This window comes from Paenibacillus faecalis (genome assembly GCF_900289175.1).
GTDB lineage: Bacteria > Bacillota > Bacilli > Paenibacillales > Paenibacillaceae > Paenibacillus_AQ > Paenibacillus_AQ faecalis.
Genome location: NZ_LT985747.1, coordinates 3,393,700 through 3,407,773, shown reverse-complemented (window position 1 = coordinate 3,407,773; position 14,074 = coordinate 3,393,700). Strand labels below are relative to the sequence as shown.

General features: G+C 42.6%; 11 protein-coding genes. 8 read left to right on the top strand and 3 right to left on the bottom strand.

Features of this window, described 5'->3' with window-relative positions; genetic code table 11:
* The first annotated feature begins 147 nt into the window (after positions 1-147).
* A complete protein-coding gene (rhaD, locus tag C8268_RS16140; RefSeq protein ID WP_106768618.1) occupies positions 148-987 on the top strand; it encodes a rhamnulose-1-phosphate aldolase in 840 nt (279 codons plus the stop codon).
* 259 nt (positions 988-1,246) lie between these two features.
* Positions 1,247-3,136: a sensor histidine kinase gene (locus tag C8268_RS16135; protein WP_234032844.1), complete on the top strand. Its 1,890-nt coding sequence runs from the start codon at positions 1,247-1,249 to the stop codon at positions 3,134-3,136.
* Between the two features lie 93 nt (positions 3,137-3,229).
* On the opposite strand, the gene C8268_RS16130 is transcribed toward C8268_RS16135, so the two are convergent.
* The 3 genes from C8268_RS16130 to C8268_RS16120 all read right to left on the bottom strand — a co-directional run bounded on the left by C8268_RS16130 (position 3,230) and on the right by C8268_RS16120 (position 5,017).
* On the bottom strand, positions 3,230-3,469 hold the full coding sequence (locus C8268_RS16130) for an NHLP leader peptide family RiPP precursor (protein ID WP_106768617.1): 240 nt from the start codon (positions 3,467-3,469) through the stop codon (positions 3,230-3,232).
* A 71-nt stretch (positions 3,470-3,540) separates the two neighbouring features.
* Positions 3,541-4,491 carry a hypothetical protein gene (locus C8268_RS16125; RefSeq protein WP_106768616.1) on the bottom strand — a complete coding sequence of 317 codons (951 nt, stop codon included), beginning with the start codon at positions 4,489-4,491 and terminating at the stop codon, positions 3,541-3,543.
* A gap of 151 nt (positions 4,492-4,642) precedes the next feature.
* Positions 4,643-5,017, bottom strand: a complete 375-nt coding sequence (locus tag C8268_RS16120; RefSeq protein WP_106768615.1) for a PilZ domain-containing protein — start codon at positions 5,015-5,017, stop codon at positions 4,643-4,645.
* A gap of 220 nt (positions 5,018-5,237) precedes the next feature.
* Here C8268_RS16120 and C8268_RS16115 point away from each other — a divergent pair, with 220 nt between their 5' ends.
* The 6 genes from C8268_RS16115 (at position 5,238) to C8268_RS16090 (ending at position 13,999) form a co-directional block, all read left to right on the top strand.
* Positions 5,238-5,903, top strand: a complete 666-nt coding sequence (locus C8268_RS16115) for a general stress protein (RefSeq protein ID WP_106768614.1) — start codon at positions 5,238-5,240, stop codon at positions 5,901-5,903.
* Positions 5,904-6,192: 289 nt separating this feature from the next.
* The gene (locus C8268_RS16110; RefSeq protein WP_106768613.1) at positions 6,193-8,505 is read left to right on the top strand and encodes a helix-turn-helix domain-containing protein; all 2,313 of its coding nucleotides are present in this window, start codon (positions 6,193-6,195) and stop codon (positions 8,503-8,505) included.
* A 273-nt stretch (positions 8,506-8,778) separates the two neighbouring features.
* Complete coding sequence (locus C8268_RS16105; RefSeq protein WP_106769985.1) at positions 8,779-9,786, top strand: ABC transporter permease; 1,008 nt, start codon at positions 8,779-8,781, stop codon at positions 9,784-9,786.
* Positions 9,786-10,667, top strand: a complete 882-nt coding sequence (locus C8268_RS16100; protein ID WP_106768612.1) for a carbohydrate ABC transporter permease — start codon at positions 9,786-9,788, stop codon at positions 10,665-10,667. Before C8268_RS16105 ends, C8268_RS16100 begins: the two co-directional genes overlap by 1 nt.
* Positions 10,668-10,728: 61 nt before the next feature.
* Entirely contained in the window at positions 10,729-12,255 is a 1,527-nt protein-coding gene (locus C8268_RS16095; RefSeq protein ID WP_106768611.1) for an extracellular solute-binding protein, read from the top strand.
* A gap of 85 nt (positions 12,256-12,340) precedes the next feature.
* Positions 12,341-13,999: a DUF4091 domain-containing protein gene (locus C8268_RS16090; RefSeq protein ID WP_106768610.1), complete on the top strand. Its 1,659-nt coding sequence runs from the start codon at positions 12,341-12,343 to the stop codon at positions 13,997-13,999.
* The last annotated feature ends 75 nt before the right edge of the window (positions 14,000-14,074 follow it).

Sequence of the window (14,074 nt, the reverse complement as noted above, 5' to 3'; positions counted from 1 at the left end):
AACAAAAATAAAACAACACATAAAAAGATTATTTTTGTTGATTTCAAAGATATAGAGGGGTAAGATGAGCTTGAAAGTGATATTGCTGAAGCGATAACCAGGTATTCAATCGAGAACAAAATTTACAAACTGGAAGGAGTTTACCCAATGACAAACTCGATGCAGAATAAAGAAAATATAAACATGCAGGCTCCATTTGTGCGAGAAATCTGCGAAATAACTTATCATATGTGGAGCATGGGCTGGGACGAGCGTAATGGGGGCAACATAAGCTGCTTGCTGGATAAAGAAGAGGTAGCTGCATATGTTGATATCGAACATGTAGAGCGAACATTACCATTGTCTTTTCCCGTACCGGAGCTTCGAGACAAATACTTTATTGTGACAGGTTCAGGAAAATATTTCAAAAATATAATCTCTGATCCGAAAGCCAATCTTGGCATTGTTCGTGTAAATGAAACAGGCGATCAGCTGGATGTTCTGTGGGGCTTAAGGGATGATGCGGTGCCTACAAGTGAGCTTCCTTCTCATTTTATGAGTCATATTGAGCGGTTAAAAGTTGATCCTAACCATCGCGTAGTGATGCACACGCATGCTACAAATGTCATTGCCATGACCTTTGTCCATGAACTGGATGAGAAAAAGTTTACGAAGACGCTGTGGCAGATGTGTACGGAATGTCTCGTCGTTTTCCCGGATGGCGTCAGTATCTTGCCGTGGCTCGTGCCGGGGACGAGCGAAATTGGCCGCCAAACAGCTGACAAGATGAAGGACCATCGGGTCGTCATTTGGCCGCATCATGGCATCTTTGGTACAGGGGCTTCTTTGGATGATGCCTTTGGTTTGATTGAAACTGTGGAAAAGGCAGCACAGATTTATATGCTGGCTTCACATCAAGGCATAAAGCAGACCATTACAGACCAGCAGCTGCTTGATCTGGCTCAAGCTTTCGGAGTCACCCCTCTTGAAGGGATTTTAGGGGAATAGTCATCAGGAAAGAAACGAATAAGAGGTCGTTCCCATAGCGGTTCATTCGCGTTTTTTGGGACGGCTTCTTTGTTGTATATATATCTAGGTCAAAGGACCTTTTACAACGCAGTGCTTTTGTGTGATTGTGTACATTTAAGGAATAATTTATCAATTTGCCGTAATTTTGCAGGTGCATCTCATAGTTATATCGAATCTATTCTTTCAGAAATGATTTAAATGAATATATGCCATACATCATTTATGGTTGAGGTGAACGATGAAGGTTCCGTTGATACTTAGGGTGTTTGTGTTTTTTATGTTTGCTGAGGCTTTGTTATACGGAAATCCGGGTGCGGCATATGGAAAATCCCCGGAAGTGCTAAGTATTTCAGAGTGGTCTATCTTATGGAGCAGTTCCGCTAAAAACTCATCTAAGTCGGTACCATTAAACGTGCCTGTTGATGCGTGGCAGCCTGCCGCTTCCAAAATGAAAAAACCGCCAGACGCGGAAGTGGTATGGATCAAAATGAAGCTTCCGGTTATCGATAGCCATGCTCCGGGTATTTTAATTGAAAAAATTTATGGGAAGGAAATCTCGGTTTTTGCTGACCAGATTAAGCTGTATGAATCCAGTCGCACGTATAATTACAAGCGGAGTCAGGTTTTATTGCCCTTGCACGCTGATTTGTCGGCCGATCATCTCTATATCCGGGCTGAAGTAGTAAGTAATTATGTAAATATGGAGAATGAAATATATATTGGTGATTTTCAAACCCTGTTCATCCGTTTTATTAAAAATAATTTGGCGGATATTGTGCTTGGCTGTACATTTATATTTATCGCTGGTGTAATGCTGATCTGGTCTATTTTTCTAAACAAACGATATAGGGCAAGCGTCCTGTCGTTGTCTCTCATCATACTGTCTGTTGGAATTCTGGTTTTTACATACTCCCCATTTATACATACGTTATTAGAAGAATATGGACACCTATTTACAGAGCTCTATGATATAGCTCTATTAGTTTTGCTTCCTTCCTTCAGTCTGTTTTTTGAAAAAATATTCGGTCCGGGACGAAAAAATATTTTGCGAAAGGTCCGAAAATTTCAGATTGGATATTCGGCTTTTTGTTTCATGTTTTGGCTATTAAACGATCTGAACTCTGATCATTTCTACGATATATATTACTTCTTCTCCGTTAAGGTGCTTGGCTTGATGATGATCCTCCAGTTTATGCTTCTGCTAGGCAGTTCTATGGTTTATGCGGTTAAAGGCAACAAAAACGCTGTCATTTTTAATATCGGTTTCGCTGTTTTTGCTGTCATTAGTTTAGGGGAGTTGATCCGTTTTTTCGTAAGTGGAGGCGATTATCAGCTGGATTTGTGGAAGTGGGGTGTCGTCGGATTCATAGCGGCTTTGCTCATCATTTTGGGGCGGGCTTTTGCACAAAACCACGAACAGATCATAAAGTACTCTCAAGAGCTGAAAATGTTCAACAATGAACTACAGCGTGCGGAGAAAATGGATATTATAAGTGAATTAGCTGCCTCTGTAGCTCATGAAGTTCGCAATCCGCTTCAGGTGACGAGAGGGTTTTTGCAACTGTTAATCGGGAAATCCAGTGCGGCCGAGCGGGAGTACTTGAGTATGGCTATGGTGGAGCTGGATAGAGCATCCGGCATTATAACTGATTTTCTGACCTTTGCCAAGCCGGAGTATGGAAAGATTGCGGTGTTGAAGGTGTCGGATGAGTTCAAGCATATTGAAGGAATACTAGCTCCGCTGGCTCATTTGCAGGGAGGTACAATTACAGTTGATATACCGGACAATATTTGTATACAGGGGAACTCGTCCAAATTCAAGCAGGCACTGATCAACATTATCAAGAACAGTGTCGAGGCGTTAGATGGTGAAGGTCGAATACATATTCGGGCTTATATTTTGAATGGAACTGTACGGATACATATCGAGGATAATGGCGAGGGAATGGACATCGATGTTCTATCAAGACTTGGTGAACCTTATTTTTCTAACAAAACCAAAGGAACCGGTCTCGGGCTGATGGTCACGTTTCGTATTATTGAGGCCATGGAAGGAAGTATTCATTACAGCAGCAAAAAAGGAGTGGGAACGGAAGCCGTTATTACGCTTCCCGCAGCTGACAGCTAATAGCTGAAGCTGTGGAAGGCAAAGGGCTCGTTCCCACTTCCTTGTTGAAGATGATGATATAAGTATGTATTTCTTAGGATGTATGATGTCGTATTACCACATGGCCTTTTCTTTGGCTTCGGACTTGATCACTCCGGAAGGATTCGGCGGAATGACAAGATACAGTTCGTTGGATTGTTCTTCGACAGCCTTAATCTGAATGTGGTCCGGAATCCATACGCCTAGCACTTCTTTAATGGTGGATTTGGGATCACTAAGCAATTTTGCCTTAAAGCTCGGATCCTCCCATGCTTTTTGAATCAATTGTGTTTGAAAGATGGCTTCTGTCGTCATTAGAATCACCCTTTCAAAATGGTTATTATTTACTCTATAAGAATAACATGGAAGCTGCATAAAATCTATTATTATTTGCTTAAAACAGATAAATAATAGTTTAGACCGCCATGCTCCAGCATTTTTCGGCCGTTTTCTATGTTTTCTGCTTCTTGCATGAGCTCGTTTACTAGCGTTTCATGAAAAGATATGACGTGAGGTACGTTGATGTTTAAATCCAAAATCTTCAGATGAGCAGCCGATGCGATACTTACATAATGATTAAGTGTTTCGTGGAGATAGACAGCACGGTGAACATCATCGGTGGTTAATACATGTTCCTTGGAAAGATTGTAATCTGACTTAATCAGAGATAGTAAACAATTGTAACTGCCGTCAGACAGATCCTGCTCCCAATCCGCCCAATCATCCATCATCTGCAAGGTGAGAAGGACGTTGTTCATCAGATCGTTAGCTACCGGGATGAGGTCATGACGGTTTGAAAGCAGCAATGCAGCAGTGCTTCCAAGTTTGACGGGTGCGGCTTTTTTTGCGATCTGGGTTGGATTGTGCTGGAAGTAATCCTGCTGGCTTTCATAAATGACACCTTCCGACCATTCCTGAATATAGCTTTTATAATACGACCATAACGGAGACTCTATCGGGAATAAGGTCTGATATATACTTATGAATTCCGTATGTAGAAGATTGGCCAGTGCCAACGGATGCTTCCATGTTCCTGGGGTGTGATGTTCCGGCAAGCTGTCCATAATGTCGTCCTGAATGAAAAAGTACAGCATTCCGAAAATGTTGGCTGTTGAAAGATCGCGATACACATTTGCAGGAAGATCAGTTAGATCTTTCATCCAGAAAGGAAGGAGATAACAAATATAGTTTTTGGCGCTCCCTTGTTGAAAAACATCAAATTTCTCCATGTACTGAAGACCGATCTGATTCAGAGGCGGAGGGAATTCAGCGATTTTCTTACTGCATTCCGCAAAGACTTCGGCTAACTCCTCTTCATATGGTTGGAACCAATCCATAACTTCACCAGCCTATTATAGATTTTATGCGATGTCTAACTGATAGCTTGTTTTATTGACTAATATTATCACATATCAGTTAATTTTTTACAAACGTAACATTACTTTAATAGATTTAAAAAAGACCTGCCTTTTTCGGCAAGTCTATGTGCTATTCCACAACAATTTTTCGCTCCGCTGCGAGCGTTCTGAGGTCAATCAAAATACGTTCATTTTCGGAAGGAGGAAGATGGAGTTTTAAACCGTATTCATAACGGATTGAATCATCGGTTCGCTGCCATTGAATCGTTGCCGGACATACAATCGGTGATTCGGTAAGGGGAAGATGAATTTTCACCATCACCTGGTTGGTATCCGCATGAAGATTGAGACTGGACCTAATTTTACAGCCCGTTTTGCTCAGGTTTATGAGTTCTGCTTCTGCAGGCTTGCTCTTTACAGAAGTTCCGTTAAACTCGATCAGTTCAAGCAGACAAGAAATGGGCGTTGTAAGCGAGTAACGAAACGGTTCTTTACGGGATTTCAATGATCTTCCTCCTAAAGTATTCTCTTGTCAATAACTTCCTTGATTATATCGAAAGCCACATGGAAAATCCATCCTGAACTATAATCTACCGCAGTATTGATTTACAAATGTAGACAAGGAGTATCCTTTATGCCCGTCCTTATGTTTGACAGCTTGCATACGCGTTTAAAAAGAGATGAATAGACGCTTAATGAACCACACTATTAAGGAGGGAATCCATATGACTCGGAAAGTTGTCGGTGCATTTCGTACGGAGCAGGAAGCAACACGAGCAATAAATGAATTGAAGGAGATCGGTTTCAATTCAGAGGAAATTTCTGTGATTGCCAAAGATCGTGACGAGGTGACCACGATCAATAATGAAACGGGGACCAAAGCTCCCGAAGGTTTGGCATCCGGAGCCGCTACGGGGGGCGTATTGGGTGGTGTAACCGGTCTATTGGCGGGCCTGGGTGCCATGGCGATTCCGGGGCTTGGCCCGATCGTTGCAGCTGGGCCGATCGCAGCAACCTTGACAGGCGCGGCTGTTGGTGCCGGTGCAGGTGGTTTGGTTGGCGGTTTGATAGGGCTCGGTATACCGGAGGAAGAGGCCAGGGAGTATGATGAATATTTGGATGAAGGCCGGATCCTTGTTCTGGTTGATTCGGATGATCATAATAGAGATCGAGTATATAATACGTTCCGCCGAAACGATACGCTCAATGAGCATGTATACAACGAGAATGGTGAATACACAGGTGCTGGCGTGGATATCGACTCTTATGCCGACAAGAAAGATGCAGCGGAAGAAACGGCACAGGACCCTAACCTCTATCAGGGATACGGAGATGGAGCCGGAGGTGCTGTTGATAAAGGAGAACGTAATCTGAACAGGAAGAACAAGTAGTAGAGTCGATATGGAAACGAAAATAGAAGGATATACAGATGCAAGGTGCCCGGGTCAAAGACCTTAGGGGCACCTTTTTCAACATTTATAAAGGTATGTTAATAGGGGGTTATGTCCGGTAGTTTCCTATGTGTTCTCTATAACCATACTGGTGTGGAATATAGGGACACTTTCTATATAAAAATAGGCATCTGTGCAACCGTATACAATATGAGGGTGATAAAAAAACAAAAATATAGTATAAATTAAATAGTATACTCACCTAAGAGGTTAAGCGAGGAGTTTTAATATGAAAATAAGAGATGATAATGGAAGAAATTGGTTTAAGTTGTTGATGAACAAACCATCATTCTACCGAAAAATGATATTGCTATCTTTATTATCATCGATTATCCCAATCCTGATTTTAGGCGTATCCAGTTATGCCATGATGAATAAAATGGTTAAGGATGATGCCAGTTACGACGTGTCGAGAATATTGAGTTACGCCTCACAGACGATCGATACCGGAATGGACCGTGTACAAAACAATTTGATTCAGCTTCAGCTGGGGTCATTTTTTAGCTCGGATTTAGTAGAATTGAAGCGTAACAATTATGCAGGTTTTTATACGAATGTATATCAAAATTTATCAGCTTTTAAGAATGGAAATCCTCAAATTAAAGACATTTCATTGTATTCTATAGATGAAAACTATGTGATATCGGCTACTTACGGCGGGCAGAAGCTGGAGTCTGATGAAGAAATAGAGAAGGCTCAGCAACTGTTGAACGACACGAAGCAGTTATACTGGAAAACCGGTTATTCTCTAAACGGTACTGATTACAATGACGGCATATCCATCATCAGTACACTTCCACTACATACGAACGATCCGATTGGATTTCTTCAGATCATTATCGACAATCAGATGTTTACGTCACTCGCTAAACCATTTGTTAAATATGAGAACGAACGAATGTATGTGCTTGACGATACGGGGAAGCTGGTATTCCATATCAATGATCCATCTGTTCCTGACGAGTTGTTCGAAATGATAACGGTTACAAACCAGGGGGAGAAGGACTTTTTTTACAATTGGGAAGGGAAGGAATATCTTGTTACGTCAAAGCTCTCGCCAATATATAATCTGCTGTACATAGACATGATTCCAACCGAGGAGCTGTATAGCAGCTCCAAGTGGATCGTTAATATGACCATTCTGATGATTGGGATCGTTCTCGTTACCGGCATTGTACTTGCCATGTTCGGTGCGCAAAGAGTGTATCGCCCAATCAAAAAGCTGATTCATCATGTCAGCGGCAATCAGGCAGCTGATATGGGAATGGATGAGTTCAGTTATGTGAACAAACGATGGGCTGAAATTAACAGCAAGGCAATGGAACTGGAGGGACAACTGAATGAGCAGTTTCCGCTTATTCGTGAAATCTTTGCCTTACGATTGATGGAAGGGCAGTTTATTCATGATCGAAAGGAACATCTGCTTGCGCTTTTGCGAAGGTATAACATTCCTGAACAGCAATCGGCAGCTGTCTTTATTATCGCTGTAGATCAATTTGTAGAAGAGGCCAAATTCCAAGAGGAAGATAAGGATTTAATCATATTCGTTATGAAAAATATTGCAGCTGAGTTATTGGAGCAGCAAGGGCTTGATGGAATTGTTATCAATGTTCTGAATGATCAAGTTGTAGTGTGGCTTTGGAACGAACATAAAGAGATGGAGGATTGGGAGCGCTCCCTTAAAGCGGCAGCTGAAGTCGTACGACAGCAGATCGCACATTATTTGAACTCCCCCGTAACGATTGGTTTGAGCAGAACGGCAAATCAAGTGGAGCAAATACCGGACTTATACCGTGAAGCACAGCTGGCGTTTCATTCCCGTATGATCAATGGAGGCAACCAGATCATTGAGAGTAAAGGGGTTACCAACTCGTTGAACTATCGGTACCCAGCGGAGATCGAGGCCCATTTTACCGCTTCGCTTCAGGTGGGGGACTTTATTGAGACAGAACGAATGCTAAGAGCATTTGCTGATCAAGTACAGAAGGCTGTACATAATCCGGAGCTTATCCTGATGTCATACGATCAATTGCTGTCTACAACACTGCGAACAGCCTTTCTGATGGATATACATTACGACAGCTTGTTTGGGAGAACACCTTATGATTTATCTGCAGAGATGAGAGAGTGTAAGACTATCCAAGAGTTAAATGATTGGTTTACGGGGGAAATACTGGAGCCGATCATGATGTCTGTCAGCAATCAAAAGAACCAGGAATATGAAAATCTTATTCATAAAGTAACGCAATATATCGAAGAGCATTATCAACAGGATATTTCACTGGATCAGTGTGCTCAGATTTGTGATATAAGCCCACAATATTTAAGCAAACTTTTCAAAAAGGTGATGGATATTTCTTTTATTGAGTATTTAACACAGGTTCGCATAGCTAAAGCAAGAGAACTGTTGGTAACGACGGATTTGCTCGTAAATGAAATCGCGGAGAAAATCGGTTACCACCCCAAAAATTTTATACGTGTATTTAAAAAGCATATAGGGGTACCACCTGGTCAATATCGTGAAATGCATAGAAAAAAGTGATTCCCTTTTTTTCTACTGACTTGCAAAGGACGAGAATGAATGTGACCTCTCGTTCTCTGCAAGTTTTTTTTGTGTTTTTAAGAGTTTCTTTTTTTAGTTTGGCATGACCATCAGAGGTTAATTTTTGGGATGCTAACGTTGAAAAAGCCTGTTATATCAAAGGATGCGCTTTTTTTGCAGCAGCGATTTTATTGAATAAGAATTGGTCATTGTTTGTCAGGTAACCAGCTTGGTATGATGCAGACAAGAAACCATTTTGGCAAGTTTAGCTTCATGAATAAACAGGAGGTGGTGAGTACCTTGTCGCAATCCAATACCCAACAAACAATCTTGGTACATGGAAGTGGAAGGGAACAGAAAGAAAGAAAAGTATCCAAGCTAACTAGACTGAAGGTTATATTCGCCAGAGAGAAATATTTATATTTGCTTGCACTTCCGGGGCTACTGTATTTCCTCATATTTAAGTATTTTCCGATATGGGGACTGGCATTAGCCTTCAAAAATTACTCTCCTTATCTGGGATTTTGGGATAGCGAATGGGTTGGCTTTAAATACTTTGCCGAGTTTTTTTCCAATCCGGATTTTTTACTATTATTCCGAAACACGATGGCAATCAGTTTATTGAACATTATTTTCTTCTTTCCGATCCCAATAATCTTGTCGCTGCTTATCAATGAAGTGAGGAGCTTGAGATTTAAGAAGATTGTTCAAACGATCATTTATTTACCCCACTTTTTATCATGGGTAATCATTGCAGGTATTTGTTTTATTATTCTAGGTCACAGCGGTGTGATTAATCAGATTATTGTCGAGCTTGGCGGACAGCCGATCGGATTTTTAACGGAGCCGAACTATTTCTGGGCTTTGCTCACAGGACAGAGCATTTGGAAGGAAGCTGGTTGGGGTACGATCATATTTTTGGCAGCGCTTGCAGGCATTAACCAGGACCTGTATGAAGCAGCACAGATCGATGGAGCGAACCGCTGGAAGCAGATGTTGAATGTTACACTCCCAGGGATTAAAAGTACGATTGTTGTACTGCTGATACTGAGACTTGGTCAAGTGATGGAAGTAGGGTTCGAACAAGTTTATCTGATGATGAGTTCTCCGGTTTCGCATGTTGCCGATGTATTTGATACTTATGTATATCGGACAGGGATACAGAACGGACGATTCAGCTATGCGACGGTTGTCGGCATATTCAAATCGGTAGTCGGTCTTATACTTGTCGTATCCGCGAATCGCTTGGCTAAAAGATTTGGTGAGGAGGGGCTTTATTAATGACAAAGACATTCGGTTTTAAATTTGCGAACGGTGTCATTTATGCAATTCTGTCGTTATTTGCATTAATAACCCTGCTGCCGTTTCTGTACGTTATCATTGTTTCTTTTACAGATCCTACTGAATATTTGAGTAAACCGCTCATTATTATTCCGGAAAAATGGAGCTTAAGCTCTTACAAATACATTTTGTCTACCGAGATGTTTATCCGCTCACTAGGAGTTAGTGCTTTCCTGGCCATAGTAGGCTCAGCGTTCAGTATTATGGTGACGAGTGCTCTCTCGTACTCGTTGTCGCGCAAACGTTTTTTCGGCAAAAAGTTTTTCCTTGTTGCGATTCTCATGACGATGCTGTTTAATCCCGGCATGATCCCGAACTTTTTGCTTGTGGATAGTCTGGGGCTGATGGATACGCTATGGTCACTTATTTTACCGGCTATCACCAGTGCATGGTATGTGTTCTTGATGAGAAACTTTTATCGGGAATTGCCGGACGAGCTTGAAGAAGCTGCAAAAATCGACGGATGTAACGATATCGGCGTATTTTTCAGAATCATGCTTCCGATATCACTGCCTGCCATTGCAGCCTTCGGATTGTTCTTCGCCGTCGGCTTCTGGAACACTTATTTTAACGGTGTCTTGTATATTAACTCGGAAGAGCTTAGACCGATGCAGGTTGTACTGCAGATGATGCTCATACAGGCTTCTACCAGTGTAGCGGACCCCTCTGTAGCTGCGATGCTGCAAAGCGAGCAGATGCTGCCACCGGAGACGATCAAGATGGCTGCTGTTGTGGTCGCGTCTGTACCCATTATCATGGTTTATCCTTTCTTGCAGAAGTACTTTGTCAAAGGTATGCTGGTCGGTTCTGTTAAAGGTTAATACCGCGGCAAGCCAACCATTTTAATATTTTGCTTCATCAAAAAAGGGAGGGTTTTTTTGAATGAAAAAGAGAAGCTGGGTCTCATTGTTATTCGCACTCATACTTATCGTATCCTTGGCGGGATGCTCTAAGGGGGAGAAGGCTACCTCTGCAGAAGGAGGAGCAGCTGAGGGAGCTAAGGAGAAACCGGTTGAAATTTCAATTGGTACGATGACATTTGGAGAAACACCAAGCAATGATTTGGAAAGCATTAAACAATTAAATGAAGAGTTGAACGTCAAGCTCGACATTGAATTCTACCCGATTAACAGTTATAAAGAAAAAGTGAACGCACTGCTTGCCTCCAAGAGCTTGCCCGATGTTATTTTGATTGAAGATATTAATGATCCGGCTTTTTCAACGGCAACGGAGCAAGGCGCGTTCTGGGATTTAACAACTTATATCGATGATTATGAAAATCTTAAGGCATATCCAGATAATGCATATGAAAATACCAAATTCCAAGGTAAAATATTCGGTATTCCACGTGTTCGCCCACTGGATGGCCATGAATCGTTAATGATCCGCCAGGATTGGCTTGATAACCTTGGTCTTAAAGCACCAACGACCATGGATGAGCTTTATAATGTTTTAGAAGCGTTTACAAAGAACGATCCGGACAAGAACGGTAAAGATGATACCTATGGGATGGTACAAGCCAGTGTAAGCACTTATATGATGTCCATGTTTGGTGCAGGTAACCAATGGAAAGAGCAGGCTGACGGTTCACTGGTTCCTTATTGGATGACGGAAGAAGCTAAAACAGCAATGGAATTCTGGAACAAAGCTTTCGAGGATGGGCTGATTACACCAGACTTGCCGGTGATGAAGTCCAGTCAGGTGAAGGAAATGATCATTCAGGGCAAGGCGGGAGTGGCCATTGCCAACGTCAATGAAGCGTTTATGTTTGGTCAGGAATTAAAGAAAGTCAAGCCGGAAGCTGAGCTTAAAGCTTATGAACTGCCAAGTGCTCCAGATGGCAACAAGTATTATGAGCAAGCATACGGGTCCTATGGTGTATTCCTTGTTAACAAATTAACGGTTGATGAGAAAAAGCTGAAAAAGATCCTTGAAGTTTATGATGCTACTGCGGATGAAGAAGGCTACAATTTGGTGACTTACGGAATCAAGGATGTCCATTACACGATCGCGGAAGACGGTTCGATTGTTCAAACCGAAGAAGGAAAGAAACAAGCTTATGGTACCGCTACAACAGCACAATGGATTTCTGGATATTTTAACAAGTACCAGCGTGCAGAAGCACCGGATATGCCGGCAGACGTTAAAGAGTACAATTATAAGCTGATCGATGCAATTTCGGAATCTTCGGTACCAAACCCTGCGGCAGGCTTGCCTGTTACGGATGCATGGATGGAAAGAGGCGGCGATTGGACGAAGAAATTCGTTGATATGTTCACCAATGTTGTCATTGGCAAAGCGAGCATGGCAGATTGGGACAACTTCATTAACGGACTAAAAGCAGACTCGAGCTTCCAGCAGCATTTGAAAGATACAACAGAGAGCTATAAAGCAAAAGCATCGAATTAAAAATGGAAAGCCCCGGTAAATTCGAATTTCACTCGAATTTACCGGGTTTATTGTTTACATAAAACCATTCAGGGAGGGAATGTCCATGGATTCTATTCATGCTAATGAAAAGCTTGAAACCCGGTGTATCAGTTCTTTAGTGAAGGTGTTTGCTGATGAAGAGCTAAATGCTCCTGTTCATCATAGCGGCTCCGCATTGCGCGGTGAGACCTATTCCTTTCAGGTGGCTTATCGGGCGAAAGTGCATCTAAGATCGTTGCAGGTACAGGTGGAGTCTCCGCTCCAATCCGATATCGTTATACGTACAGTGGAACTATCGCCTGCAAACTTTATTAATTATCATGATGGCGACGAGCATGTGCTGCGGAAGACACCGGGCTTGTATCCAGACCCGCTCTTTCCACTATATCCTGAACGCGGGCTAACCGGATATCCAAATCAGTGGAGATCGCTCTGGGTTACAGTGGAGCTTCCGGAGAACGCTGATCCAGGGCTTTTTGATATTGCTGTTCAGATCATGGATGATCAAGGTAATCGGCTGGGCCAGGAAACCTTCAAGTTGGAAGTGATTGCCGAAACATTGCCTGAGCAAACTCTCCTGCATACTGAATGGTTTCACGTCGATTGTCTGTCGACCTACTACGAGACAGAAGTATTCAGCCAGCGGCATTGGCAGCTGATTGAAGAATATATACGAACGGCTGTAAAGCATGGAATGAACATGATTCTTACCCCATTATTCACACCGCCGTTGGATACAGAAGTGGGTGGAGATCGGCCTACAGTTCAGCTTGTAGATGTTGAGCGTGTTGGAGACAGCTATCGTTTCTCGTTCGAAAGATTACAGCGATGGGTAGAGATGTGCAACGAAATCGGAGTGAAATATTTCGAATTTTCTCACCTGTTTACACAGTGGGGAGCGAAACATGCTCCGAAAGTAATGGCGACAGTGGATGGAGAGTATAAGCAGTTATTTGGATGGGATACAGCTTCTGATGACCCGGAATATGCAGCTTTCATCACTTCCATGCTGAAGGAGCTCGTTCAGTTTGTGAAGGAGAATGGGCTGGAGCAGCGAGTATATTTCCATCTGTCCGATGAGCCCAAGCTGGAGGATCTGGAAACCTACCGGGCTGCCAGTGAACTCGTACGGCCGATTTTGAAGGATTTCCCGATCATTGATGCATTATCGGATTATGAATTTTACAAGAGTGGGCTCATAAAACGTCCGATTCCAGCCAGCAACGATATTCAGCCGTTTCTTGATAACGGGGTGGAGGGGCTGTGGACTTATTACTGCTGTGCGCAGTACAAACAGGTTTCCAATCGATTTTTCCATATGCCTTCATCACGCAATCGAGTGCTTGGAATCCAGCTTTACAAGTTGAATTTAAAGGGCTTTTTGCACTGGGGTTATAACTTCTGGTATGCCCAGTTCTCCAAGTATGCCATCAATCCGTTTCAAGTGACAGATGCGGGTGGAGGATTTCCTGCTGGCGATCCTTTCCTGGTCTATCCCGGTGAGGAAGGACCGATCGAGTCGATCAGGCTCGAAGTGTTGACAGAAGCATTGCAAGATTTGCGGGCACTGGAATTGTTGGAGCAAAAGATAGGACGCAAGCAGGTTATCGCCATGCTGGAAGAAGGTTTGGAAGAGGAAATATCGCTTCATATGTATCCGCGTGAAACCGAGTGGTACATTCGAAAGCGGGAGCAAATCAACCGGATGATCCGGGATCATTAAATAGATGAAGCGTACACGAGTTGTAGTACATTACAGCCGGACAAATGGAACGGCACACAATATTTTCGGATCATG

Bases quoted from the DNA above. Each gene is read 5' to 3' on its own strand.
- rhaD (WP_106768618.1), top strand. From the start codon at position 148: ATGACAAACTCGATGCAGAATAAAGAAAATATAAACATGCAGGCTCCA.
- C8268_RS16135 (WP_234032844.1), top strand. From the start codon at position 1,247: ATGAAGGTTCCGTTGATACTTAGGGTGTTTGTGTTTTTTATGTTTGCT.
- C8268_RS16130 (WP_106768617.1), bottom strand. From the start codon at position 3,469: ATGACGACAGAAGCCATCTTTCAAACACAATTGATTCAAAAAGCATGG.
- C8268_RS16125 (WP_106768616.1), bottom strand. From the start codon at position 4,491: ATGGATTGGTTCCAACCATATGAAGAGGAGTTAGCCGAAGTCTTTGCG.
- C8268_RS16115 (WP_106768614.1), top strand. From the start codon at position 5,238: ATGACTCGGAAAGTTGTCGGTGCATTTCGTACGGAGCAGGAAGCAACA.
- C8268_RS16110 (WP_106768613.1), top strand. From the start codon at position 6,193: ATGAAAATAAGAGATGATAATGGAAGAAATTGGTTTAAGTTGTTGATG.
- C8268_RS16105 (WP_106769985.1), top strand. From the start codon at position 8,779: ATGAATAAACAGGAGGTGGTGAGTACCTTGTCGCAATCCAATACCCAA.
- C8268_RS16100 (WP_106768612.1), top strand. From the start codon at position 9,786: ATGACAAAGACATTCGGTTTTAAATTTGCGAACGGTGTCATTTATGCA.
- C8268_RS16095 (WP_106768611.1), top strand. From the start codon at position 10,729: ATGAAAAAGAGAAGCTGGGTCTCATTGTTATTCGCACTCATACTTATC.
- C8268_RS16090 (WP_106768610.1), top strand. From the start codon at position 12,341: ATGGATTCTATTCATGCTAATGAAAAGCTTGAAACCCGGTGTATCAGT.